The sequence below is a fragment of the Fundicoccus ignavus genome (assembly GCF_009659375.1).
Classification (GTDB): domain Bacteria; phylum Bacillota; class Bacilli; order Lactobacillales; family Aerococcaceae; genus Fundicoccus; species Fundicoccus ignavus.
This window is the reverse complement of the sequence record NZ_WJQT01000001.1, coordinates 256,588-281,961: the sequence shown is the minus strand read 5'-3', so window position 1 is coordinate 281,961 and position 25,374 is coordinate 256,588. Positions and strand designations below refer to the sequence as shown.

Annotated in this window: 21 protein-coding genes and 1 pseudogene; 9 read left to right on the top strand and 13 right to left on the bottom strand. The window is 40.1% G+C overall.

Translation table 11 applies throughout. The features are described from left to right. Window positions 1-197: 197 nt before the first annotated feature. Complete coding sequence (tnpB, locus tag GF867_RS01500; protein WP_126109124.1) at window positions 198-491, top strand: IS66 family insertion sequence element accessory protein TnpB; 294 nt, start codon at window positions 198-200, stop codon at window positions 489-491. A 188-nt stretch (window positions 492-679) separates the two neighbouring features. Here the strand turns inward: tnpB and GF867_RS01490 are convergent. From GF867_RS01490 to GF867_RS01475, 4 genes and pseudogenes are all read right to left on the bottom strand, one after another. After that, window positions 680-2,029: pseudogene (locus GF867_RS01490) on the bottom strand (IS91 family transposase). Between the two features lie 454 nt (window positions 2,030-2,483). After that, window positions 2,484-3,410 (bottom strand): hypothetical protein, encoded by a 927-nt coding sequence (locus tag GF867_RS01485; protein WP_153831349.1) that lies wholly within the window; start codon window positions 3,408-3,410, stop codon window positions 2,484-2,486. Between the two features lie 813 nt (window positions 3,411-4,223). Continuing rightward, window positions 4,224-5,102, bottom strand: coding sequence for a homoserine kinase (gene thrB / locus GF867_RS01480; protein WP_153831348.1), 879 nt, complete (start codon window positions 5,100-5,102; stop codon window positions 4,224-4,226). Between the two features lie 15 nt (window positions 5,103-5,117). Then, entirely contained in the window at window positions 5,118-6,305 is a 1,188-nt protein-coding gene (locus tag GF867_RS01475; RefSeq protein WP_153831347.1) for a homoserine dehydrogenase, read from the bottom strand. A gap of 130 nt (window positions 6,306-6,435) precedes the next feature. Between GF867_RS01475 and GF867_RS01470 the strand changes: the two genes are divergently transcribed. The 3 genes from GF867_RS01470 to GF867_RS01460 all read left to right on the top strand — a co-directional run bounded on the left by GF867_RS01470 (window position 6,436) and on the right by GF867_RS01460 (window position 10,577). Continuing rightward, complete coding sequence (locus tag GF867_RS01470) at window positions 6,436-7,788, top strand: aspartate kinase (protein WP_153831346.1); 1,353 nt, start codon at window positions 6,436-6,438, stop codon at window positions 7,786-7,788. Between the two features lie 1,153 nt (window positions 7,789-8,941). Next, the gene (locus GF867_RS01465) at window positions 8,942-9,514 is read left to right on the top strand and encodes a GNAT family N-acetyltransferase (protein WP_153831345.1); all 573 of its coding nucleotides are present in this window, start codon (window positions 8,942-8,944) and stop codon (window positions 9,512-9,514) included. A gap of 268 nt (window positions 9,515-9,782) precedes the next feature. Next, a complete protein-coding gene (locus GF867_RS01460; protein ID WP_153831344.1) occupies window positions 9,783-10,577 on the top strand; it encodes a formate/nitrite transporter family protein in 795 nt (264 codons plus the stop codon). 196 nt (window positions 10,578-10,773) lie between these two features. Here the strand turns inward: GF867_RS01460 and GF867_RS01455 are convergent, their stop codons facing one another. The 5 genes from GF867_RS01455 to proB all read right to left on the bottom strand — a co-directional run bounded on the left by GF867_RS01455 (window position 10,774) and on the right by proB (window position 17,501). Further along, window positions 10,774-11,607: a pyruvate, water dikinase regulatory protein gene (locus tag GF867_RS01455; protein WP_153831343.1), complete on the bottom strand. Its 834-nt coding sequence runs from the start codon at window positions 11,605-11,607 to the stop codon at window positions 10,774-10,776. 5 nt (window positions 11,608-11,612) lie between these two features. Further along, a complete protein-coding gene (locus GF867_RS01450) occupies window positions 11,613-12,230 on the bottom strand; it encodes a CBS domain-containing protein (RefSeq protein ID WP_153831342.1) in 618 nt (205 codons plus the stop codon). Between the two features lie 3 nt (window positions 12,231-12,233). After that, window positions 12,234-14,885: a pyruvate, phosphate dikinase gene (gene ppdK / locus GF867_RS01445; RefSeq protein ID WP_153831341.1), complete on the bottom strand. Its 2,652-nt coding sequence runs from the start codon at window positions 14,883-14,885 to the stop codon at window positions 12,234-12,236. A gap of 519 nt (window positions 14,886-15,404) precedes the next feature. Beyond that, window positions 15,405-16,652 carry a glutamate-5-semialdehyde dehydrogenase gene (locus tag GF867_RS01440; protein WP_153831340.1) on the bottom strand — a complete coding sequence of 416 codons (1,248 nt, stop codon included), beginning with the start codon at window positions 16,650-16,652 and terminating at the stop codon, window positions 15,405-15,407. Between the two features lie 45 nt (window positions 16,653-16,697). Next, the gene (proB, locus tag GF867_RS01435; protein WP_153831339.1) at window positions 16,698-17,501 is read right to left on the bottom strand and encodes a glutamate 5-kinase; all 804 of its coding nucleotides are present in this window, start codon (window positions 17,499-17,501) and stop codon (window positions 16,698-16,700) included. Between the two features lie 224 nt (window positions 17,502-17,725). Between proB and GF867_RS01430 the strand changes: the two genes are divergently transcribed. The 4 genes from GF867_RS01430 to GF867_RS01415 all read left to right on the top strand — a co-directional run bounded on the left by GF867_RS01430 (window position 17,726) and on the right by GF867_RS01415 (window position 19,543). Beyond that, entirely contained in the window at window positions 17,726-17,911 is a 186-nt protein-coding gene (locus tag GF867_RS01430; protein ID WP_153831338.1) for a hypothetical protein, read from the top strand. Window positions 17,912-17,925: 14 nt separating this feature from the next. Next, window positions 17,926-18,198, top strand: coding sequence for a hypothetical protein (locus GF867_RS01425; RefSeq protein WP_153831337.1), 273 nt, complete (start codon window positions 17,926-17,928; stop codon window positions 18,196-18,198). 124 nt (window positions 18,199-18,322) lie between these two features. Next, the gene (locus tag GF867_RS01420) at window positions 18,323-19,162 is read left to right on the top strand and encodes an aldo/keto reductase (protein ID WP_153831336.1); all 840 of its coding nucleotides are present in this window, start codon (window positions 18,323-18,325) and stop codon (window positions 19,160-19,162) included. An 18-nt stretch (window positions 19,163-19,180) separates the two neighbouring features. After that, on the top strand, window positions 19,181-19,543 hold the full coding sequence (locus tag GF867_RS01415) for a thioesterase family protein (RefSeq protein WP_153831335.1): 363 nt from the start codon (window positions 19,181-19,183) through the stop codon (window positions 19,541-19,543). Between the two features lie 889 nt (window positions 19,544-20,432). Here GF867_RS01415 and GF867_RS01410 read toward each other — a convergent pair. After that, a complete protein-coding gene (locus GF867_RS01410; RefSeq protein WP_153831334.1) occupies window positions 20,433-21,098 on the bottom strand; it encodes a ribonuclease P in 666 nt (221 codons plus the stop codon). Between the two features lie 112 nt (window positions 21,099-21,210). Here GF867_RS01410 and rpsN point away from each other — a divergent pair, with 112 nt between their 5' ends. Continuing rightward, window positions 21,211-21,480: a 30S ribosomal protein S14 gene (rpsN, locus tag GF867_RS01405; RefSeq protein WP_153831333.1), complete on the top strand. Its 270-nt coding sequence runs from the start codon at window positions 21,211-21,213 to the stop codon at window positions 21,478-21,480. Window positions 21,481-21,572: 92 nt separating this feature from the next. Here the strand turns inward: rpsN and GF867_RS01400 are convergent, their stop codons facing one another. From GF867_RS01400 to GF867_RS01390, 3 genes are read right to left on the bottom strand one after another with little or no spacing between them, the layout of a single operon-like run. Beyond that, on the bottom strand, window positions 21,573-22,202 hold the full coding sequence (locus GF867_RS01400; protein WP_153831332.1) for a V-type ATP synthase subunit D: 630 nt from the start codon (window positions 22,200-22,202) through the stop codon (window positions 21,573-21,575). Beyond that, window positions 22,202-23,584: a V-type ATP synthase subunit B gene (locus tag GF867_RS01395; protein ID WP_153831331.1), complete on the bottom strand. Its 1,383-nt coding sequence runs from the start codon at window positions 23,582-23,584 to the stop codon at window positions 22,202-22,204. Before GF867_RS01395 ends, GF867_RS01400 begins: the two co-directional genes overlap by 1 nt. Beyond that, a complete protein-coding gene (locus GF867_RS01390; protein WP_153831330.1) occupies window positions 23,584-25,365 on the bottom strand; it encodes a V-type ATP synthase subunit A in 1,782 nt (593 codons plus the stop codon). The genes GF867_RS01395 and GF867_RS01390 overlap by 1 nt, the downstream gene beginning before the upstream one ends. Between the last annotated feature and the right edge of the window lie 9 nt (window positions 25,366-25,374).

Here is a 25,374-nt window from a genome sequence, read left to right as displayed (position 1 = left end):
AGGTTTTTAAATTGGAAAAGAATAAGCAGTCCATCGTTCCTGTCAAATTGCAGGAGAAACAAAGAAATCGTCGAATGATTGAGAAGCCCTTACCACAGAAATTAGTAGCACATTTAAAAAATAGTCAGATAGAGCTGTTATATATGAGGGAATCAAACCATCGACGTTGAAAATACTTCTCACGGAGATGACTAGTAATGAAGCTCATTGACTTTACTCAAGTAGAGAATATTTTCATTGTGTGCGGGAAGACGGATATGCGTCGTCAAATTGATGGATTAGCCGCAACGATCACTGAAGAATATGACATGGATATTTATAACGGCGCTCTCTTTCTCTTCTGTGGTGGAAATAAAGACCGGTTCAAAGCTCTTTATTGGGAAGGCGACGGCTTCCTTCTCTTACATAAACGCTTAGAGAATGGTAAATTGAATGGGCCTCGTAACCAGAAAGTCTCCATTAAGCCTGCGGTTAAAGGGAGTATAGCCTAAGAAAAGCATCGGGGAAAAACACCCCGATGCCTTTTTTTGCGTTGTTGTATTATTATTTTTGATAATCTGATAGTTTATATTCCACACCGTGGGTACTTTTGTAGTATTCCGGGTACATCTCTCCACCACAATTTTGACAAGTGAATCTAGGAGCATCAGATAAATCACCTTCATCCCAAAGATCAAATTCATCCACGACTTCCTTCGGAATCGATTCCTTGATTCCGCATTGAAGGCATATATAGTTGACGCTGTTTTTCCCAGTCGAAGCGAATTGCTTCATAAATTTCTTTTTCAGCTTGTTTTTGGTTAATTTTGAATTCTTTTGACTCAATGTACCGAATCTCCTCTCGTAGATATCTCCTAGCCTCCGAATCGTTCGCGTATTGGATTATAAGCCCTCCATTTTTAGACACAACAATCCCGCGGAACACAAAGAGGTTTCCGCAACAGGAACATTTTAGGGGGTTTTCTCCAAAACATTCGAAAATTCGTTCAGCCCATTTCTTTGGTTTCATAGCAGTCGAAACATTCAGCAACAGCCGCTTTATCTTTGATTGGATTTCTTTAACGACTTCTTTTGCAACTGTCTTGAGTTTCCTGCTGTATAACCCATATCTGCGGATCATTTTAAAGTTTTTATCAGGGATATGCCTTACTAAAGCTGCAATAAACTCCTTCGCAAGCATGATTTCTGTTTCATCGGTATCGGTGCGCTTATCGTGATAACGGAACATTACGATATCGCCATCATACATGAGGATACGTTTTAACGCGATCGGTCCGCGTTTCATGTAGCGGCTGATATACTGCAGAACTCTTTTGACATACGTTCGGCTTCTCTTCGGAGCGTTGACATAAAAGCCTTCAGCATTTTTAGTATAGGCTGTTTGAAGCTGTGGCTGTACTTCCTTTTTCTCCTTCGGAGATAACACGCGCCGAATCAACTTTAACACTGCATTCTGCTAATTTATCCGCAACATTTTGTATGGAATATAATCGTAATCTTTCCATTCACCACCTTTGGTCAGTCCACCCATGGTTACAATCATATGTACATGAGGGTTAAACTCGAGTTTGGAGCCAAAAATGTGGAGAGTCAAAATGATGCCAGGCCGAATCTTCTGTTTCTTGAAATAGTCCAAAATTACTTGCGCAGCCTCGTCCATTAGTCCTTTCAAAAGTATTTCCCGATGGTACTTTAAAAAGATATTCCTCAAGCCTTCATCAATTGTAAAAACAATATGTCTGTGAGTGGTGTGGAACATATCCTGAGATACAATTTCACTCCACCGCTCACTTTCACCGACAGAACAGGTCGGACGAAATTTGCCTTTACACCGAATCGGAACTTTTTTTACCGCATGGCATCCTTCACAAACGAATAACCGGAATCCTTTAGAAATATCCCCACAGTATCTAAACTTCTCAACTTCTTGAAAGACCACAGGTCTTATCTTCAGCTTGATTTTTTTAGAAAACTGGTCCCAATGATTGTTCTCATCAAAGAAAATAGTATGGAGAATGTTCTTATTCATGCCTCTATTTTACCACTGTGGAACCAAAAGAAAATCTGTGAAACATGCACTAGCACAACGTTCCACAGCCGGAAAATTATATACTTTCCTAGTTATATAAGAAAACCTCGGACAAGTCCAAGGATTTTAAATTCTGTTTAGCAAGATAATTTGATTATATCGTTTTACTTTTGTTGGAATATTTAACGTAGATCAGCTAATTGTTTTCCATAACGGTACAAAGGGCAATCGGCGTAGCTTGGTGTGACTTTGAGCGCAGCGAATTAGACAGAGCCTAGCCGATTGAGCTGGAAAAGCACGAACGTCAGTGAGGCTTTGAAAGCGACCACCGCCTTGAAAAACAATAAGCTGAACGTAGTATAAAGCTTGATAAATCAACATAAAACTTATAAAACCTTATATTATGAAAAAAAAGACAGGCAAGGCCTGTCTTAAGTCGTATTTTGGCTAGGGGTTAGTATAAATCTAGTCCTGCATCTTGTAAGATTTGATCAAATTCTTCTTCAGTAATCGTATTTAAGTCTTCAATCGCTGGAACTTTCTCGTCCGTAGCTTGTGTTACAATCACAACCGTTGAATCTGTGATCAAAGAGGCTAAACTAATACCTAATTCGTCATCAGAACTTTCTTCCATAGTTGATTCATCAACATCAATCGTCATCGTTGACGTAATGGTTTGAGCCGCTGGATCAATCGAATAAGTCATTGAATACTGCGTATTCGCTGGGTAAAACTCAGCTAATTCAGGATTTTCCTCGATGTAAGTACTCATGTCGACAGTGGCCGTCACAACATCACCTTCTTTAGTCACTTCTTGGAAAACTAAATCCTCTGGTACGAATAATTCGTCCGTCGCACCTGAAGTGCCTGTCACGTCAATATCTTCGAGTTCCTCAGCTGCTTCACTTGGTGGAGTCAATACTAGCGCATCGCCCATTTGTTCCTCTACTGTTTTCAATTGTGCTTCATAATCTGGGTATGCTAAAGACATATAAGAAGCTGATGATTTCAAGTCGCCTAGCTCATCGTAAACCATAGTCCCATCATCATAGAAATAATACGTCATCGTCATTTCATCGCTGTACTCACTAGCTGGTATGTATGATTCGACCTTCGTTCCACCTGTTTGACTATCATAAGTTGTCGTGGTAGTTCCACCAGACACTTCATCCTTCATCTCCGAATGATAAGCATCTAATTCATTAAATTGCTTGAGAATATCACGTACATACTCCTCATCACTCTTCGACCCTTGCTCAAAATCAATCGTCGCCGCCGCTTGAACTTGAATCGGCGCTACCTCTGTTACTAGTGTTGCTGCAGCCGGCAAAACAGTTGTGAACGCTAAAGCCCCTGCTAATTTAACTAAACTCTTTTTCATTAGAATTCCTCCTCTATTTCAATCTCTTATTCAACTCTCCACATTTAAATTGTATTACACAGCCTTCCTAAATAACAAATAAAAACCCTCCCCACCAAAATATTAACCAACACAATCTCCTAGTTTCAACAGTGTAATGTGTAGCTGAACGATTGGATAATTCAAGAACTAGTTTTAATCGTCGCAACACAAAGTGAAGCGTCTCCTCATGTATCGTTGCATCATGACATACACTATCGAACCATAAATATTAGACACGATACTGCCCTCAACCTCGCATTCTAATTATTCTCTTTCAGGAAAACCAAGGCAGTGTCGTGTCCCACAGTCCACGACGATTACATTAGAACCACAAGACGTTTAACTCGTGTCGGTCACCTGACCGACACTCCTTTTGCGCTTCGAATTTATTGAAGCAACAGAGAAAATCAAGTTACCTCGGACTATTCTGAAGTTTTCTTACATGAAAAGAAAAAAATCAGCTAGGCCAATTTAACCGACGGTCAGTGTATCAGATTTATAATCTACCATGACTTTCAGTTGTACTATCAAGCGCAGCTCAGCGACTTGTTATCCATAGCGGTATAAAGGGCCATCGGCTAGGCTCTGACTTTGAGCATAGCGAATTAGTCAGAGCCTAGCCGATTGAGCTAGAAAACCGAGAACGTCACGATTATCAATGGTGGTTTGAAAGCGACCACCACCTTGAAAAACCACCACGCTGAGCGCAGCTCAGCGACAAACTTACAAACCCTTCACATACAAAACAGCCCAGCCTACCTTCATCAAAAGGTAAACTGGGCTATGTGCAACTTATTTGCGATAAATTCCGACAATTTCGTGTTGGCAACCAGGTACTTCAGTTTGAAGGCGACTTAAAATTGCCCCTACTTTGTCTTCAGCACAGAGCGTCACAATGGTTGGACCTGCACCACTAATCACCGTCGCGTAAGCACCTTCTTCAAGCGCTAACGCTTTGACTGTTGGAAATTCGGCAATCAACCTTTGGCGGTAAGGCTCGTGCAGTTTGTCGCGCATCATCATCGCGCCCATTGTCTCATAGTCGCCTTTCAACATCGCCATCAGCATCACGTTGGCAATCGCATTCTGTTCAACCGCTTCCGCATGACTAAAGGTTTTCGGTAGGATACCGCGCGCTTCTTTCGTACTCAATTCATAAGGCGGCACACTCAATACAAGGGTAAGCCCTTCGAACTGACTCGTCTGATAGAATAGTTCATCGTTCGCATAATAACCAGCGAACAAACCACCGGTCACACACGGCCCCACGTTATCCGGATGCCCCTCGATTTGACTACCTAAACGAATTTTATCGTCCATACTTAATTTCAAGCGGCCAAAATAGTTCGCCAACTCGATTCCGGCGACAATCGCGCTAGATGAACTTCCCAAACCATGCGTTAAAGGAATTTCGCTAGACATGCGAATCTGTAAGGGAGGCAACATCACATCGTAATGAGAGGCTACCCTTTTGGCTGTCTTGATGACTAAATTATTTTTATTGCTTGGTAAAACATTCAAAAATTCTTCGACCATTTCGACATGCCAATGATCACTTGCATGTGCTTCAATCGTTAAAAATTTCTCGACGGCTAAGCCGATCGAATCGAAACCGACCCCTAAGTTAGCACTCGTGGCTGGGATTCGACAGTAAAATTTTTCTTCGTTCATGTTATTGCTCCATTCTTAAGCTTCAATCGGATAAGCCACCACAAAGGCCGCATCCTGACTAATTTCGGCTAGTTCAGTCGGTGTAATTGCCTGACTAACTGCCACAAAACGATCGCTATCATTTACTAGTTCTGTTTCAACCCAGTCTGCTTTAGTCGGAGCAGCTTGCAAGCGAATATAGTAGGCTTTTGCTGTTGTATCTGCCACAACGCGCGCTTTTTCTGTTGGCAAGAAATTAAAGTGTTGCGATTGAGTCGCAATATTCATCACATCTGATACAACTGCTGAAGCTGTTGCTAAACCACCAGCACCTGGACCGTAAAACATTGCTTCACCAACTCCATTTCCTTTTACAAAGACACTATTCATTGCGTCATTCACATGAGCGAGTTGATGGCTACTTGCTAACAAGACGGGTTCAACGTTGATGGACACTGAGTTGTCAGCTTCGTTGAGGCGGCTTGTGCCAAGTAGTTTCATAGTGTATCCTGCTTGAGCGGCTTGCGCTAAATCTTGGACTTCAATCCTAGAAATGCCGCGCACAGAAACGTCTTCCAAGTTGAGGGACTTGTTGTAAGCCAATCGACTGAGGAGCAATATTTTGCGTTGAGCGTCGTAGCCTTCGACGTCGTTGGTTGGGTCTGCTTCGGCATAGCCGAGTTCTTGCGCTTTTGTGAGGGCTGTTTGGTAATCCCAGCCGTCTTGGCTCATGCGTGTCAGGATGTAGTTGCTGGTTCCGTTGAGGATGCCGAGCACTTGGTTAATGCGGTTGCTGTTAAGGCCTGTTTGGATGCCTCGAATTACGGGGATTCCGCCGGCTGTACTGGCTTCGTAAGCGAGTGTGACTGAGTATTGGTTGGCGATTTGGCTGAGTTCGTCGATGTGGGCCGCTAGCATATCCTTATTAGCTGTCACGACGTGAATACCTTTTGTCAAAAATTTGGCGATGATATCCCGTGTACCTTCGATGCCGCCCATTACTTCGATGACTAGATCGATATCACTTTCATAGATGGTTTCGATATTGTCGGTGACTGTCATGCCGGTTAAGTCAACTGAACGTTCTTTATTCACATTGTTAACATAGACATGGGTGATGGTGAGTTGTTCGTCAATTGCTTGGCTAATATGTAATTGATTCAGTTGTAGTAACTCAACAACTCCCGATCCTACCGTTCCTAAACCTAAAAGTGCGATATTCATTCTAAATTTCCCTCTACCTTCTTAATTGTTTTCTAATCTATTTGTCATTATTTTACCTTATCTACTAGGATTTTACCACTTAATATTGTATGATGATAGGAGATGAAATTTAAATAAAGGACGTATGTATATGAAAGTAGCAAAATTCGGAGGCAGCTCTTTAAGTTCTGCAGGTCAAATTAGAAAAGTGGCCACTATTATTAAGAATAATCCAGAAATCCGCGCAGTTGTGGTAAGTGCGCCAGGTAAACGTGAGGAAGCGGACACGAAAGTCACCGACTTATTGATTGCTTTATATACCAATCATTTGGCCGGGTTGAATGTGCAACCTGCCATCGACAGCATTTTAACGCGTTATCAATTGATTGTTAATGAGCTAGGACTATCTGATGGCTTGATTGATCGTTTCGAGCGTACATTACGTAGCTATTTAAATAATATTAAAGACGATGCTCGCTTGTTAGACGCTTTGAAGTCTGCTGGGGAAGATTTTAATGCCCAAGTTGTGAGCGATTATTTAGTGTCGCTTGGTCTAAAAGCTGCTTACTTATCACCTAAAGATGCGGGGATTGTTGTAACGGATGAACCTTCAAACGCTCAATTATTACCGGAATCTTACGATTATTTGAAGCAGTTAATTGGCAGTGACACCTTATATGTAATCCCTGGTTTCTTTGGATACTCCAAGAAAGGTGATATTGTCACATTCCCACGTGGAGGTTCTGATATTACAGGCGCGATTGTTGCCCGCGGCTTAGAAGCAGATGTCTACGAAAACTTTACCGACCAAAGCCATATCTTTTCCGCTCATCCTGGCCATGTCCGTAATCCACATGCGATTAATGCGATCACTTATCGCGAAATGCGTGAGTTGTCATATTCTGGTTTCAGCATTTTCCATGACGAAGCTTTAGAACCTCTCTATCAAGTCAAAATACCCGTCCAAATCAAGAATACGAACGAGCCAGAGATTGATGGAACACGTATTGTGGCTGAACGTAGTGATGTGAACGATTATCCAGTGATTGGGATTAGTAGTGATGAAGGCTTTACGTCAATTACTTTACGTCAATATCTATTAAATCGCGAAGTGGGTTATACTCGCCGTTTGTTACAAATTTTTGAAGACCATAATATTTCGATTGAGCATATCCCATCAGGGATTGATAACATTTCGATTATTATTCGTTCGCACCGTCTAAAAGAGAATGAGTTACAACAAATTGTGCAAGAGATTCAGGATAAATTGAATCCTGAATGGGTACAAATTGAAGAAGATTTAGCGATGATGGTTATCGTAGGTGAAGGCATGCGCGAAGTAACAGGTTTGGCTAATAAAGCGACCAGTGCTTTAGCTGAGAATAACATCAACATTCGTATGATTAACCAAGGCGCGTCTGAAATCAGTATGATTTTTGCGATTGCCATGAAGGATCAAAAGAAAGCTTTAGCTGGTTTATACGAGAAGTATTTCAACGCATAATTTTGAAGATGAACACCGCGCCAATGGCGTGGTGTTTTTTGATAATATAAGGGTTATAAGTTTTATGTTGATGTATCAAATTTTGTACTTCGCTCAGCTGATTATTTTCCAAGGCGGTGGTCGCTTTCAAAGCCTCACGGTTGTGAGGGCTTTTCCAGCTCAATCGGCTAGGCTCTGGCTAATTCGCTACGCTCAAATCCAAAGCAGCTGCGCCGATTGCCCTTGATACCGCTTTGGAAAACAAGTCGCTGAGCTACGTTAAACATTCCAACAAAAGTAAATCCATGTATTAAGTTATAACTGCTAAATGGAGTTTAAATTCCACGGACCAGTCCACGTTTTTTTGAATATTTGGAAGTATATGGATAAAGTTGTTTTGATGGCTTAGCTTTTTCGATTATCTAATTGGTTTGCAAAGTCAGTGGTCGAGTTTTTTTGAAAGATGCATCAAAAAAACTGGAGAACGAGTTAGGTATCACCTGTGAGGTGATACTTTCCTTTCAATGTGTTAACTCGGAGTTTGAGTTTGATGATTGAAGCCCTCAATGTTTAAACTCAAATCGCGAGTTTGAACATTGAATTGGTTTTCAGATGAATTTCCGACTAAATCCGGTGATAATTGATAATTATGGATCAAATTACAGGTTGATCATCACCTGTGAGGTGATGTTTTCCGTTCAATGTGTTAACTCGGAGTTTGAGTTTGATGATTGAAGCCCTCAATGTTTAAACTCAAATCGCGAGTTCGAACATTGAATTGGTTTTCAGATGAATTTCCGACTAAATCCGGTGATAATTGATAATTATGGATCAAATTACAGGTTGATCATCACCTGTGAGGTGATGTTTTCCGTTCAATGTGTTAACTCGGAGTTTGAGTTTGATGATTGTAGCCCTCAATGTTTAAACTCAAATCACGAGTTTAAACATTGAAATGGTTTTAGCAAGATTGTCCCCCAAAAAGCTGATAGAAATTTGAAAACGACCACTCTATTGAAAAATCAATAACTTGATCGATACTCAATGCTTGGCAAATCTACAAAAAACTTATCATCCCTAAACAGAAAATAGATTTTTTTGAATAAATAGTGCTATTATATAGACAAATAACATGACCTATCGCTAAATTTGATAAGGTTATTGAGGAGAATTTATGACAATTAAAAAAAGCCGTACTTTGTTATTAGCTGAGAATATCGTTCTAGAAACAGAACGTTTGATTTTAAGACCTTTGACTTTGGAAGACGCAGCCGATGTGTTTGAGTATGTTAGTGATGAGGAAACGATGGAACATATTTTTGAGCCACACACTTCCTTGCAACAAACACAAGAATTTATTGCGAATTATTACGTATCCTCTCCATTAGGTTTTTATGCAATGGAGCATAAAGAGGATCGTAAGATGATTGGTGCGATAGAATTTAGAATAAATGATCAAACGCATCAAGGCGAAATTGGCTATATGTTGAATAAAAACTATTGGCGACAAGGTTTAACAACTGAAGCTTGCTTTGCCATATTATCACTTGGTTTCGATACCCTACTTTTAGACAAGATCATTTCGGGTCATGATACCGGCCATGATGCTTCAGGAAATGTATTGAAAAAAATTGGCATGACGTTTGACTATATCATGAAAGATTCTCACCAATCTAAAGGACAAATGGTCGATACGACTTTTTATGTCATAACGCGCGAGACATACCTAGCTAACCAACAAGCTTAATTAATCTCTAGCCAAAATATGACTCAATAAAATCACACACGGACTTCTTGTTTGCTCAAGGATTCGTGTGTTTTTTTGATTAATTTATCGGTTAGTGATTGTCAATAAGATGGTTTAGGATAGTATTTTGTAAGGGGATTCACTTGTCTTTTTGGTATTTTCTTTATATATTAATATTAGATCTTTTAATTGTATGACAATATTGAATTCAATTAAATTTGTGATATAATGTACAATGATTAAGTGATTATGAAGGGATGGTTTGGCAATGGAAGTTTCTAGTTTTTCTGGTAATATTGGAAAGGCTTGTCAGAAGAAAGTAGCTTTGTTCGATGAGAGCAAAATACGTTATGGTTTGCGAGCTACTTTAGCGGGGGCGTTTTTAACGTTAACAACTGCGGTTGGTGGGATTGCTGCAGATAATAGCATGCAGATGAATCACGACCTTGGAAAGTTTGTCTTTTCTTTTTTATTTGCTTGGGGCTTGGTTTTCGTCTTGTTTCTCAACACGGAATTAGCTACCTCGAATATGATGTATTTGACAGCTGGCGTCTATTATAAAGCAATTAATTTATCAAAAGCTGTGAAAATTTTATTATTCTGTACATTATTCAATTTAGTTGGCGCTTTGTTTATCGGTTGGCTATGTAGTTTTAGTGCGCCCTTCTTAAATTTGTCGGATACGAGTTACCTCGTAACCGTTGTTGGAGCTAAGCTATCGAAAGGTAGTAGTCAGATTATCATCGAAGGAATTCTTGCGAATATCTTTGTGAACATTGCGATTCTTGGTTTTCTATTTATTAAAAGTAGTTCAGCTAGGGTATCCGTGATTATTATAGCGGTCTTCATGTTTGTCTATCTCGGTTATGATCACGTGATTGCGAATTTCGGTTCCTTCTCTCTTGTAATGTATAACAATTCACACATGATTAACGGCTTTGAACTCTTGAATATTCTTCGCCAATGGACAATGGCTTTTATCGGAAACTACTTAGGTGGTGGGATTTGTATTGGTTTATGTTACGCCTACCTCAACAACACCAAAACCATTTATCAAGATTAATAAATTATATTACCTCTCACATCCATAATTAATTGGTGTGAGAGCTTTTTTTATTTATCTGATATAGTTTTTTACAAATCCATCTAATTACTTTTCAAAATTTGACAAATATTAATTAAGCACATAAAAATAACGCCAACAAGTTTGGGGGACTTGTTAACGCTACTCTTTTTGACTAAATTTTGTGTAAGTATTATTAAATTAATTGTTGTTCAATAATTTGAGCAACTTCTTCAATTGATTTATTCTCGACACTGACTACCAGTGCACCTAAACGAGCATATAATTCTTCTGCATAAGAAAGTTCTGCTCGAATTCTTTCGAGATCATTATAAGTGGTTGTAGAATTAACACCCATCAATTTGACGCGCTCTGCTCGAATTTTCATAATATAATTCGGGCTAGCGGTTAGTCCAACGATTTTTCCAGCAGGCACTTGGTAAATTTCTTGGGGGAGATTTACCTCTGGAATTAAGGGGAGGTTGGATACCTTGTATGATTTATTGGCCAAATACATACTTAAAGGCGTCTTCGATGTACGGGAAATACCTAACAACACAAGATCTGATTTCAAGAATCCTTTTGGATTTTTACCGTCGTCGTATTTCACAGCGAATTCAATGGCTGCAACTCGGTCAAAGTAACCTTCGTCCAAGGCATGTAAAGCACCGCTCCTCAATATTGGCTCAACGCCGGTTTGGTCTTGAATCAATTTAATCATCTGCGATAAAAAATCAATATGACGTAAGTGTTTAGTTGTAGCAAATTCTTCAATGATTCGATTTAGTTGGGGGTTAACTAATGTCGAAGCAACGATTGCATTTTCAGTTAAAGCATCTTGAAGAATACCTTTCAAATCCGATTCATTATCAATAAAAGGAAAATTCTTGATTTCTGCTGGCGCAAGATTGGGGTACTGCGCCAAAGCGGCTTGGATGAGACGGTTAGCCGTTTCTCCTACCGAATCCGAAATCACAAATATCCTGGAGGCTTTATTGTTGTAATGAAAATTTGCTTTTAATAGGCTCATTCTTCTTACTCCTCATCTGTCAGGTCAATTAATAAATTGACCAATGCTGTTTTCGATACTTTACCGATAATCTGTCTAGAACCTTGTTCTTTCATGACCGGCAAAGAATCCACTTGGTGTCTCGAAATACTTTTAGCGGCTTGAACCACTGGCATTTCTGGATAAGCGACAAAGATATTCGGCATGCGCGTCATGACAACAGCGACGGGGGAAGTCTGCATGTTGCCCATTGATACGCTACGCAGTAAATCTTTACGTGACACCACTCCGATTAAATTTTTAGCTTCATCGACAATATACAATGTACCAATATCATACATAAACAAAGATGTAATGGCATCTTGGACAGTTGTCTCTTGATCAACACTAACAGGCGGTAACATAATATCCTGAACAGTCATTTGGGACAAACGGTCTTGGACCAATGGTTTAAAACCTAATCCTGAATAAATGTAACCAACTTTGGGGCGTGCATCTAATATACCTGTCATGGTCAAAACTGCCAAATCACTTCTTAAAGTTGATTTGGTCAAACCTAAACTATGGGCAATATTATCTCCACTAATCGGCTCATTCTCTTTTACTATTTCAATTATTTGTTGTTGTCGCTCTGTTAGTTTCATTGTTTAAACCTCGAGTTTTTCTTTTATTGTAGCATATTTTATCGCACTTTGTGCGGCTGCAATTTGCGCAATTGGAATTCTATAAGGTGAACACGAAACATAATCCAAGCCAATTTGATGGAAAAATTCAATTGATTTCGGATCACCTCCTAACTCACCACAAACACCAAGTTTGAAGTCTGCTTGTTTCTGACGCGCTAAGTTGGTGGCAGTTTGTACTAAACTCCCTACTCCTTCCACATCGAGTGTCTGGAATGGGTCGATTGGCATTAGGCCGTCACCAATGTATTGATTAATAAATTTAGCTGCATCATCACGCGAGAAGCCAAAGGTCATTTGAGTCAAGTCGTTCGTTCCAAAGCTAAAGAAATCTGCATAGTCAACAAGTTGGTCTGCAATTAGGCAAGCCCTTGGTAATTCAATCATCGTTCCAATTGTATAAGCCACTTGCGTGTCTAACTCTTCAAGTAAGCTCTTTAGATGTTCTTCGATTTGAGTTTTTAATAAGCTCAATTCTTCAGTCATTCCCACTAACGGAATCATGATTTCTGGTTTAACTGTCGCTCCTGTTGCATTTACCTGTGCAGCTGCTCGAATAATTGCTTCAGCTTGCATCAGATACAACTTAGGATATGTCACTGCTAAACGCACACCACGATGACCTAACATAGGATTGACTTCTGTTAAATCCATTACCCTTTGAGCTAAGTAATTACTTGAGATGCCTAATTGTTCAGCAACTTTTGTCATTTCTTGCTCATTATGTTGATGAGGTAAAAATTCATGTAATGGTGGATCTAACAAGCGAACTACTACCGGCTTATCTTGAGTGAGTGAGAAAATCTCAACAAAATCATCAATTTGATAATTGAGTATTTGACTTAGCGCACGGTCTTGTTCGGTCTTACGGTTGGTAATGATAAAGCGACGCATTTCACGTAATCGTTCTTCTTTAAAGAACATGTGCTCCGTTCTAACTAAACCAATTCCAGCTGCTTCGAAAGACAAGCCTGTTTCAATATCCGCTACAGTTTCAGCATTCATGCGAATCTTTAAATCAGATATTTCACGCGACCATTGCATGATAGTTTGGAAGGCTTCCTCTGCTTCAGATGGGACAGTTTCGATTTTACCTAGATAGATGGCACCGTTAGTACCATCAACAGAAATTAGGGTTCCTTCTGTAAGCTCGCCTCCGGGGTAAGTCACAAGTTTTTGGTGTTCATCAATACTTAATTGTTCACATCCAACCACACAACATACTCCCATACCACGTGCCACAACTGCCGCATGCGACGTCATACCACCACGACTCGTGACAATCGCTTCACTAATGCTCATTCCAGTAATATCTTCTGGCGAAGTTTCTTGACGAACTAGAATGACCTTCTCACCCGCCTCAACCGCTCGAGCTGCAGCCGCTGCATCAAAGTAAATACGACCAGTAGCTGCTCCAGGACTCGCTGGTAAGCCTACCTCTGTGATAAGTTCAGCTTCTTTTAAGGCTTCTACCTGAAAACTTGGATGTAATAATTGATCAATCGATTTCGTATCGATTTTTAGCACCGCGTCTTCTTTGCTTATTTTGCCTTCTTTTACTAAATCAACCGCAATTTGGAAAGCTGCTTTAGTAGTGCGTTTCCCATTACGTGTTTGAAGTAGGAAAAGTTTTCCATTTTCAATGGTAAATTCAATGTCTTGCATATCACCATAATGATTCTCTAATAAATTTGCTACACGAATAAATTCCGCATAGACGTCTGGCATCGCTGCTTCAAGGCTAGCGATTGTTTGAGGGGTACGAATACCTGCTACCACGTCTTCACCTTGAGCATTCAATAAATATTCTCCGAATAGAATGTTCTCACCAGTCGCTGGGTTACGCGTAAACGCTACACCTGTTCCTGATTGATTACCACTGTTTCCAAAGACCATCTCCTGCACATTCACCGCTGTTCCACCATGGTGCGGAATGTCATTTAGATTACGATAGACGAAAGCTCGCTCATTATTCCAAGAAGAAAATACGGCTTCGATCGCCTCCAATAATTGTTGCTTAGGATCTTGTGGGAACACTTTCCCCGCGACTTGCTGATAAATTTCTTTATACTTTTCAATGACTTGTTTCAAATCATCAACCTGCAAATCTTGGTCTGTTTTAATATTATGAGTTTCTTTGTATTTCGCCAGATGACGTTCAAAGTAACTTCCACTAATTTCATAAACAACATTCCCGAACATTTGTAACAAACGACGATAACAGTCATAAGCAAATGCTGGGTTATTGGTTAATTTCGCAAATCTTTCAACATTCACATCATTCAAGCCTAAGTTTAGGATGGTATCCATCATACCTGGCATTGATTGAGCGGCTCCACTTCGAACCGACACTAATAAGAGATTGGCATCATCCGAAAATGACTTACCGGTTCTCACTTGTAGCTCATCTAAATTACGTTCAATTTGCTGCATCATATCATCTGACAATTGTTTTTCCGTTGCCAAGTATTCCATACATGCTTCTGTCGAAATAGTAAAACCACTTGGTACCGGTAAGCCCATGCTTGTCATTTCAGCTAAGTTAGCACCTTTGCCGCCCAATAGGGCTCGCATACTTGCGTTACCTTCATCAAAATTATAAACATATTTGGTCATTTCGCCGCTCCTTTATAGTGCGTATCATTGAATCATTAAAGCTATTATATAGTGCGCATTATTCAATTGCAACATGTATTTATTGGCTTAATGATTAAAATTCGTTGAAACCCGTTGATTTAAAAGGCTTTCATTAGCTAGAAATATCTTTAATAAGACGCATTATTCAAAGTTATAGACTGCATACCATTCTGCTTGAACTAAATATTTAATTTAGTTCAAACACGTCAGTAAAGTAACCACGGACAAACAATCTCGATCACCATCCGCCTTTACATTAATCGTCGCGACGCGTAGCAAGAGACACCTTTGATCTTCCGAGTTGCTTTTAATCCAAGGTTACACAACATGCGTTTTACATTCTTTAAAGAAAAATCTAGCCCTATCTCCACCCAACATTTTTTATGCTCCACTGATTTTCTCCCAATTAAAATCTCAATCCCCTCACCAATTAGTGTTTACACAAAGCAAGAGACACCACCCAAATTAGGTAGTGTCTCAAATAGTTGTATATTAAATTTAAGCTCTGACTTGTCCGTCGCCTTCAATGACATATTTGTAACTTGTTAAAGCTTCTAGTCCCATTGGTCCACGCGCGTGTAATTTTTGCGTGCTGATTCCTAATTCTCCACCAAAACCGAATACCTCACCGTCAGAAAAGCGGGTTGAAGCATTGACATAGACACAAGCTGAATCAATATCATTCAAGAAATGCTGAGCAGTTGAATAGTCTTTGGTCACAATCGCATCTGAGTGTCCAGTTGAGAAACGCTCGATGTGTGCGACCGCCTCATCGTAGTTGTCAACTATTTTGACAGCGATACGGTAGTCTAGAAATTCTGTCGCATAATCTTCGTCAGTTGCCAATGTTGCTTGTGGTACCAATTCCACAACCTTTTCATCGCCAAGTATTTCTACCCCAGCATCAATCAAGGCAGCAGTCGCTTCCGGTAAGAACTTCTCTGCAAATTCCGCATCAATCAGTAAGTTTTCTAACGCATTACAAACGGATGGACGCTGTAATTTTCCATTTAATAAAATGTTATAAGCTTGTTCGAAATCAGCCTCAGCATGCACATACAGATGACAGTTACCCACACCTGTTTCAATAACCGGCACAGTTGCTTGACGAAGCACAGCCTGAATCAAACCAGCACCACCTCTTGGTACCAGACAGTCCACATATTGATTTAACTGCATAAATTCTGTTGCTAATTCGCGTGATGGATCGGTAATCAATTGCACCGCTGTAGAAGGTACTTTACTTTTCGCTAAGCCAGCTTGCACCGCTGCTACAATCGCCTGATTACTCTCCAAGGCTTCTTTACCGCCACGTAAAATCACCGCATTACCAGCTTTCAAACATAAAGCTGACGCATCTACGGTAACGTTAGGACGTGACTCATAAATAATCCCAACCACTCCTAACGGCACACGACGACGACTTATTCTCAAACCATCTTTATTGACCCATTGTGAATCGGTTTTTAAAATCGGATCTGGTAAAGCCGCAATTTGGCGTAAGCCATCCACCATGCCTTGAATTCTTGCTTCTGTTAACGTTAAACGTTCTAATAGAGCAGTCGTCAAGCCATTTTGACGGCCATTTTCTAAATCACGCTCGTTCGCTGCCAAGATTTCTGTTTGTTGTTCTAATAAAGCCACCGCGATTGCTTCTAAGGCATCATTTTTAGCCTGAGCTGATAATAAACGAACTACTCTTGCTGCAGCCTTAGCTTGGCGTCCTAAATCTTCAATATAAGTCATTTCCCACGTTTCCTTTCTAAATTTCAATCGTCATCACATTCAATATTATTCGGCCTTAAATAAAGTTCCAATTTTTTCCCCAGCCAGAATATTAAATAACCTCGCTGGTTCATCGCTACTTGTGACAATCATTGCCTTGCCCGCCGCTAACATATGTTCAGCAGCACGAATTTTCGTTAACATTCCGCCTTTAGAAAATTCTGAGCCCTTACCACTCGCCATAATTTCAACTTCTTCTGTAATAGCCGGCACGTGATCTAACATCACAGCCTCCGGATTACGCATTGGGTTATCGGTGAATAGGCCTTCTACATCACTGAGAATAATCAGCAACTCTGCATCGACTACACGTGCCACAATAGCTGATAAGGTATCGTTGTCACCAAATTTTGTTTGATGATCTAATTCATCCACCGCAATTGCATCATTTTCATTAATAATTGGAATAATATTCTTCGCTAATAACGTATCTAGCGCTGTGCGGACATTATGCAGTGACTCGGGGAAATCAATTACATCGCGAGTCAGTAAAATTTGTCCAACATGTTGGTTATAGTTTTGGAAAAAGCGACTATAATGCCCCATCAGAATACTCTGCCCAAACGCTGCTAATGCTTGTTGCTCAGCAATCGTACTGGGGTATACATCATAGTTTAACGTGCTGGCCCCAACACCAATTGCGCCTGAAGTTACTAAAATAACTTCCTTACCTGCCTGCTGTAAGCTCGAACATACATAAGCTAAACGATCGATTTTCTGATAATTGACTTTCTTTTGCGATTGCATAATTGAGTTGGTCCCAATTTTAATGACAATACGCTGATAGTCTTTTATAAAGTCTCTTTCCATAATGCTCTCCTAATCCATTGATACCTCCATTATACCGCACAATCTGAAGATTACTAGACACGATCCTTAATCTTTCTCATAAGTTTTTAACAAAATATCAAAATTCATCAAAGCCACTCCCCATCTATTTACACTAGATACTTAAAATTGTATTTTGTTAGTGGTTTCACAATCGAGCTGTTTTTGATATAATTATGGTGTCAAGACAGTTTAGGAGGATGATGATGGACAGAGAAAACGGAATTGGCTGGACTGAAGTCGACGATATTGAATTGAGCGACGACCGTTTAGCTCACGATGATATGACGGATGAGCATTACGTTGGTTGTTGTCAGACGGAATTCCATGTCATTGAGGATGAAGCGAGTTTCCAAGAATTACTGAAGTTTTTACATCGGCCTAAAGAATAGAAAGGATGTTGCGTGTGGTACAGTCAATTTTGACGATTTGCCGTTATGATACGGTTATTTCGCCGGGCGCTTATTTTCATTTAAAAACGGATTGGTTTGAGAGCGATCAAGAAATTCAGACGATTATCATTGATCAAAGTCATGTGTTTACAAAGATGTTATCGATTTACCCTAATAATTTCGTGATGTATTTAGAACAGGATGCTAACGGGAGTTTATATCGCACCAATTATCCCCTCTTTCGCCAAGAAGATAAAGATTATTTCGAGGTTGAATGGGACGCTTAATTATTGAACAAGCATTTAGGCGCAAGTATTTCTCTAAATTCCCCACACATTTTAAAGCCCTTTCAAATGTGTTCTCACACTATTTGAGTTATAATAAACACACTAACAAGAAAAGGGTGATTGAATGTCTTATTTTACTTTAAATGATGGAAAGCAACTACCCGTTATCGGGCTTGGAACTGTGCATATTCAAGGCGCAACTGGTCTAGAAAGTATTCTAACCGCTTTAGATACAGGCTACCGTTTAATCGATACGTCAACGAATTATCATAATGAAGGCATGGTTGGGGCTGCGATTCGACGCACGCCAATTAGTCGACATGAGATTCTCGTTACTTCGAAATTACCGGGGTTAGCGCATCAATATGACATGGCCATTAAATTGATTCAAGAGTCTCTTTACCGTACTGGGTTAGATTATTTCGATATTTATTTGATTCACTGGCCTTTGCCTAAGCGTGATTTATATGTAGAAGCTTGGCAAGCGTTAATTGATGCCCAAAAGTTTGGTCTGATTCGTTCGATTGGCGTTTCGAACTTTACGCGCGAGCATTTGAATCGAATAATAGCTGAAACGGGTGTGACACCTGCGATTAATCAGATTGAGCGTCACCCCTACTTTAACAACCTAGAAACAGTGCGTGCGAATAATGAACTCGGTATTCTCACACAAGCTTGGAGTCCTTTTGGCCGTGATAAGCTGAATGTTCTTGAAGATCCAGTCATTAAAGAATTAGCACTGAAATATGATAAAGAGCCTTCACAAATCGTTATTCGATGGAATTTACAACAAAACGTTCAACCCATTGTAAAAGCCGCGTCAGCCAAACATCAACTTGCTAACTTAGATGTCTTGGACTTTGAATTACAAGTCGCAGATATGGAGAAAATTAATGCACTTGATCGCGGTGAAGCCGGCCGTATTGCTGGCCAAGACCCCGACGAGTATGAAGAATTTGAATAAATAATAGGAGTGTTGCGAGTGGAAAAATTGGTTGAAAAAGAATTTGTGGTTTTAGATGCACACAGTGCTGCTGCAGTTGGATCAGGTGGCTTAAATGTCTTTGGCACACCCTCTATGATTGCTTTCATGGAAAATGTTGCCTTGACCGCATCAGAACCAGAGTGTGAAATTGGCGATACGACAGTTGGCATTGAATTGAACGTACGCCACCTAGCGCCTACCGCTATCGGCCGTAAAGTGCGTGTCCAAGCCGAACTAGTTGAACGCCATAAAAAGATCCTGACCTTTAAACTTAGAGCTTTCGACGATAACAAACTAATCGGAGAGGCCGACCATAAACGTGCCATTGTCAACATCGACAAATTTATGCAGAATATTTAAGCGCAATCCTTAGGCAAAATACTCATCACGACCCCGCTCGCTTATTAATAAACGAGCGGGGCTTGTTTGTGCTGATTGAATATAGTCGTGGATGAATTCTCTCTTAATCTGTTAAATTTACATGACGATAGTTTTAGTAGTTGTGTATCGTTTGTCGCTGAAAGCTGCAAGAAAAAAAGCTAGTTGATTAAGCTTTCAAGAAATTGGATAAACTCACCTGATACTGCACTGTGATAAGATTAATGAAACACATTAGGGTTCTTGAAATTAGTGTGACTTCTTTTTTACAAAACAAGTCGCCCTTTAGATGGTCTCGGACAATATTCGGTTGGCTTTACTAAATTGAATTGAACACATATCGCTAGGACTATCATTTTATTTGAAAATTTTATCATCATATTGACTTCGATGTATTCTAATGTGCTAACTCAAATTCTGAGTCGACACATTGGCTAAGTTAATGTGCCAACTCAATTCGCCAGTCGACACATTGGAAGCAATTAATGACTTTTTGAGTGAAATTCCTGCTCATATTTATACTTTTGCCAAACAAACTCCTTAATTTCCAGCTAAAAACCGCCAATACTTCCAATATTTTTTTCTAATGCGTCAACTCAAATTCTGAGTTGACACATTGGGTAGGTTAATGCGCCAACTCAATTCACCAGTCGACACATTGGAAGCAGTTAGTGACTTTTAGTTGAACTACCAAACTTAGATAACTATGGGGCCTACTAGTAAATAGGGCAATCACTCGCTACTATTAGAAGCGCTTGAGTTGGAAAACGACCACCACCTTGGAAAAACAATAAGCTGAGCGAAATACAAAGATTGGCAAATCAACATAAAACTTATAATTCCTTATATCACTTCTAAAATTTCTAATGTCTTAACGCGTTACTTCAAAAAACGGAATTAATTTATCAAAACCCTTTTGAATTTCTGCGCACACTTCTTCAACCGAAACAAAATCTGCTAGAGTTGGAATATCATATTTCATCAGAACTTTACGGACATTCTCAACTTCAACTAATTCTTTTAATGTTTGGCGTGATCTTTCATCCGCATTATAAAAATAACTTTCTCCAGCGATTTGAGCCCAATAATAAACGCCATCTAAGTCCAAACTTTCATCCAGCAGCACCTCTAATACACGATTCTGGCGCGCTAAAGTTTCGGGTGTACTGCCACGCTCTATAAAGCTCAATTCACAAGAAATTCCTAGCCGTCCCTCAATTGTTTTCAATCGCACAGCAAATGTAGAATCCAAGCGTGTCCCTCCTTCTAAAAAGAAATAACACCAGAAATGTGGCCGACCTACTTGCGCTTGATTCATCCATGCACTGACGCGATCTGCACGAAAATCATTGGTGACACCCAATAAACTCGCTACCAAGGTCTGGAATGCTTTCCGAGCTTCCTGCCCTGCTAATTTAAACTCTTCCATTTCGACGGCCTGCTCACCGGCTTTACTTGGTGCGATATACTTCTTCCCCTGGTACGGCAAGTAATTCTCCATCTGCGCTACCTTTTGTTTCCAATTATTTTCTCTCATTGATTACTACCTCCTTCAAACAATCACTTGACTATCATTCAAACGAATACTATAATGATTATGTCTCACATGCACGTTTAACTTATATACATTAACCTGAAAGGATTCACACATGGCAAAAAAATCAAAAATTGCAAAATACGAACGACAAGCAGCCCTCGTTGAACAATATGCCGAATTGCGCGCTGAACTAAAAGCTCAAGGTAACTACGAAGCACTTAGAAAATTACCCTTAGATTCTAACCCAAATCGATTGCGTCACCGCGATCAAGTTGATGGTCGTCCCCGTGGCTACCTACGTAAATTTGGTTTATCGCGTGTTAATTTTAGACGCCTTGCCCACCTTGGTCAAATTCCAGGTGTTCATAAAGCAAGTTGGTAATCTTTAGTTTAACACGATAGATCAGCCTAAAGACATCGAAAAATCCCATCGCACTTTCTAAATGAATTGCGATGGGATTTTTATATCTAAGATTAACCCATATCTTTAATTTTCATCAAACGAGAAGTCGTTGCTCGCGCACTTTCCTCAAGTTTCATTCGGATAAAGTAGATGGTTTCTTGTAAATCAGGAATTGTTCGATATTCTAACGCATTCACTCGACGGCGCGTGCGCTCAATTTCAACTGCCATTAGTTGACAAGTTTTCTCTAATTCTGCAAATTCTAACAACTTTGGCATTATTTCTATCAGCTCTTCAAACGCAATATCTAATTCTGCATTAGAATTAAGGTAACCATAAGCAAGTTCGACTTTCCCCTGAGAGGCTTCATTGTAATTGAAATGCATCTTAGGTACACGCACACTTAATATATTCTTGCGGTCGATATCTAACGAGACACTTTGAGCAGGAATCGCCATAATTTCCTCAATAAACTTCTCATCGACGAGTGACTTCGCAATTGAAAATTGCTGCATCGCATGCCCCAATTGCCCAATCACTTCATCTCTTAAAGCATTCGTTTGCTTCACTTTCAAAACAAACTCCTTCATTAAACCATCTTGCTTATCTTTCAATAGCTTATGACCGCGTGTCGAAAGCTTCAAACGTTCTTTCAAACGCGCTAACTCCATACGAGTTGGTTTAACATTCAGAATAGCCATTAAGCATCACCCGATTCAGGATAGTATTTATCAAGCATTTCTGTACGAATACGAGTTAACTCCGTTCTTGGTAAAATTTTAAGTAACTCCCAACCTAACTCTATCGTTTCATTAATTGAGCGGTTAGTTCTAAAGCCTTGATTCACATATCGCTTTTCAAATTGGGTCGTAAACTCTAAGTAAAGTTTATCAATTTCAGTTAAGGCAGCATCCCCTAACACCGCTGACAATTCCTTGGCTTCTTTTCCTTGGGCATAAGCATAGAACATTTGGTTCATTGTCGCAGCATGGTCTTCACGTGTCTTACCTTCACCAATTCCATTATCTTTTAAACGAGATAATGATGGCATAACATCAATCGGTGGTTGCACGCCTTGATTATGCAATTCACGCGATAAGAGAATCTGCCCCTCTGTAATATAACCTGTTAAGTCAGGAATTGGATGCGTAATATCATCTTCCGGCATTGTTAGAATTGGAATTTGCGTAATTGAACCTTTGATGCCACGCATACGTCCAGCACGTTCATAAATGGTTGATAAGTTAGTATATAAATAACCTGGATAACCACGACGGCCTGGAATTTCACGACGCGCAGCTGACACTTCACGTAAGGCGTTCGCATAATTAGTCATATCCGTCATAATAACCAAAACATGCATACCTTTCTCAAAGGCTAAATATTCCGCTGCTGTTAAAGCAATCTTCGGTGTCGCAATACGCTCAATTGCAGGATCATTCGCTAAGTTAATAAACACAACCGAGCGATCAATAGCTCCTGTTTCTGTAAAGTCTTTAATAAAGTATTGCGCATCATCAAAAGTGATCCCAATCGCCGCAAAAACTACCGCGAAATTATCATCAGAATTTAGCACCGCTGCCTGACGCGCAATTTGCGCTGCCAATTGTTGATGAGGTAAACCTGAACTTGAGAATACTGGCAATTTTTGTCCACGCACTAACGTATTCAAATGGTCAATGGATGAAATACCTGTTTGAATAAACTCATCTGGATACTCTCGGGCAATCGGATTAATGGCTTTACCGTTGATATCTAATGAAGCTTCAGGAATCAAGTCAGGCCCGCCATCATTAACACGTCCCATCCCATCAAAACGACGACCAATCATATCCTCAGACACATCTAAAGTTAATGGATGCCCGACAAAGCGAGCCTTTGTGTCACGCGTAACAATTCCGCTAGATCCTTCAAACAATTGGACCACTGCGGTATCACCCGTCACTTCTAGTACTTGACCACGGCGATGTTCGCCAGTTTGTAATTCAATATCCACCAATTCATCAAACTTCACACCTTCAACACCCGTAACGGTCATCAGAGGATCTACAATTTCTGTCACTGTTGTATATTCTTTACGCATTATTTATAGACCTCCTTTTCTAAAACATGTTGTATTGATTTTTCAGTCTCTTGACGAATCTCATCAAACGCTTCTGGCTTATCTTCTGGAATGTATTTCATTCGACCAATCTTCTCGCGTAAAACTGCAGTATCTTTAACAATATCGTCAAAATACGCACCAAGATTCAAAGCATCCAATGCTTTTGCTTCGAATGATAGAATGATATCTAACATATCGTACTGTTTCTTAAGTGACGTATAGGTATCAACATCATCATATGCATTCTGCTGTAAGTAACTTTCACGAATCATACTGCTAATCAACAGTGTTAATCGATCAGTTTCAGGTAACGATTCTACCCCAACTAAACGAACGATTTCTTGTAACTCAGCTTCTTGTTGTAAAAGATTTCTAGTATGATTGACCATTTGTTCCCAATCAACATTCAGCTGCTGTCCAACATAATTGTTCAATGACTCTGAATCTAAGGAATAAGAATTTAACCAATTAATCGCTGGGAAATGACGACGTTGAGACAAAGCACTATCCAAGCCCCAGAAAACTTTAACAACACTTAACGTATTCTGTGTCACTGGTTCAGAGGTATCGCCCCCTGGAGGTGATACTGCACCAATCGCTGTGACTGAGCCTTCACGCTCCTCACCATCATTACCTAAAGTAATGACACGACCAGCACGCTCATAGTAGTCAGCCAAACGGCTTCCTAAATAAGCAGGATATCCCTCGTCCCCTGGCATTTCTTCTAATCGACCAGAGATTTCACGTAAAGCTTCTGCCCAACGAGATGTAGAATCTGCCATAATCGCAACAGAGTAACCCATGTCACGGAAATATTCCGCAATCGCTATCCCCGTATAAATTGACGCTTCACGAGCTGCAACTGGCATATTTGATGTATTCGCAATTAAAATTGTACGATCCATAATTGATTTCCCTGTATTCGGATCAATCAATTGAGGAAATTCATCAATAACTTCCGTCATTTCATTACCGCGTTCACCACATCCTACATATACCACTAAGTCAACGTTGGCCCACTTAGCAATTTGGTGTTGAACTACTGTTTTCCCCGCTCCAAACGGTCCAGGTACCGATGCCGTTCCGCCTTTAGCAACCGGAAACATCGTATCAATGACACGCTGACCCGTTAACAAGACTTCTTCGGTCCCTAGTTTACGTTTATAAGGACGCCCTTTTCGTACCGGCCAACGTTGAATCATATCAAAGTTTTGCTCCCCACTAGCAGTTTCCAACGTATATAACGTATCCGTCACTTTATATACTCCACTGGCAATATGTTTTATAACGCCCTTAACGCCCGGCGCTACCATTATACGATGTTCAATAACGGGTGTTTCTTGAACAGTCCCAATGATATCGCCTGCTTCAACTGTATCACCAATTTGAGCTACGGCCGTAAATTCCCACTCTTTTTCGCGATCTAATGGTTCTACTACAACACCTCGTTCTAGATAATTACCGCCTGTTTTTTCCAAGAAGCTATCTAATGGACGTTGTATGCCATCAAACATATTCGCGACCATACCTGGTCCTAATTCTACTGATAAAGGTTCTCCCGTAATCACTACCGGTTCGCCTGGTCCTACCATTGACGTCTCTTCATATACTTGGAGGCTGGCTTCATCGCCTCGAATTTGAATAATTTCTCCGATTAAGCCAAGATCGCCAACACGACAAATATCACGAACAGCCGCGTCTTCCATCCCTTTAGCAACGACAAGCGGTCCAGCCACACTTATTATTGTTCCATTTTTCAATCGTTTACC

What these genes read in the sequence shown, in the direction of transcription:
- tnpB (WP_126109124.1), top strand. Translation starts at nt 198, where the DNA reads ATGAAGCTCATTGACTTTACTCAAGTAGAGAATATTTTCATTGTGTGC.
- GF867_RS01485 (WP_153831349.1), bottom strand. Translation starts at nt 3,410, where the DNA reads ATGAAAAAGAGTTTAGTTAAATTAGCAGGGGCTTTAGCGTTCACAACT.
- thrB (WP_153831348.1), bottom strand. Translation starts at nt 5,102, where the DNA reads ATGAACGAAGAAAAATTTTACTGTCGAATCCCAGCCACGAGTGCTAAC.
- GF867_RS01475 (WP_153831347.1), bottom strand. Translation starts at nt 6,305, where the DNA reads ATGAATATCGCACTTTTAGGTTTAGGAACGGTAGGATCGGGAGTTGTT.
- GF867_RS01470 (WP_153831346.1), top strand. Translation starts at nt 6,436, where the DNA reads ATGAAAGTAGCAAAATTCGGAGGCAGCTCTTTAAGTTCTGCAGGTCAA.
- GF867_RS01465 (WP_153831345.1), top strand. Translation starts at nt 8,942, where the DNA reads ATGACAATTAAAAAAAGCCGTACTTTGTTATTAGCTGAGAATATCGTT.
- GF867_RS01460 (WP_153831344.1), top strand. Translation starts at nt 9,783, where the DNA reads ATGGAAGTTTCTAGTTTTTCTGGTAATATTGGAAAGGCTTGTCAGAAG.
- GF867_RS01455 (WP_153831343.1), bottom strand. Translation starts at nt 11,607, where the DNA reads ATGAGCCTATTAAAAGCAAATTTTCATTACAACAATAAAGCCTCCAGG.
- GF867_RS01450 (WP_153831342.1), bottom strand. Translation starts at nt 12,230, where the DNA reads ATGAAACTAACAGAGCGACAACAACAAATAATTGAAATAGTAAAAGAG.
- ppdK (WP_153831341.1), bottom strand. Translation starts at nt 14,885, where the DNA reads ATGACCAAATATGTTTATAATTTTGATGAAGGTAACGCAAGTATGCGA.
- GF867_RS01440 (WP_153831340.1), bottom strand. Translation starts at nt 16,652, where the DNA reads ATGACTTATATTGAAGATTTAGGACGCCAAGCTAAGGCTGCAGCAAGA.
- proB (WP_153831339.1), bottom strand. Translation starts at nt 17,501, where the DNA reads ATGGAAAGAGACTTTATAAAAGACTATCAGCGTATTGTCATTAAAATT.
- GF867_RS01430 (WP_153831338.1), top strand. Translation starts at nt 17,726, where the DNA reads ATGGACAGAGAAAACGGAATTGGCTGGACTGAAGTCGACGATATTGAA.
- GF867_RS01420 (WP_153831336.1), top strand. Translation starts at nt 18,323, where the DNA reads ATGTCTTATTTTACTTTAAATGATGGAAAGCAACTACCCGTTATCGGG.
- GF867_RS01410 (WP_153831334.1), bottom strand. Translation starts at nt 21,098, where the DNA reads ATGAGAGAAAATAATTGGAAACAAAAGGTAGCGCAGATGGAGAATTAC.
- rpsN (WP_153831333.1), top strand. Translation starts at nt 21,211, where the DNA reads ATGGCAAAAAAATCAAAAATTGCAAAATACGAACGACAAGCAGCCCTC.
- GF867_RS01400 (WP_153831332.1), bottom strand. Translation starts at nt 22,202, where the DNA reads ATGGCTATTCTGAATGTTAAACCAACTCGTATGGAGTTAGCGCGTTTG.
- GF867_RS01395 (WP_153831331.1), bottom strand. Translation starts at nt 23,584, where the DNA reads ATGCGTAAAGAATATACAACAGTGACAGAAATTGTAGATCCTCTGATG.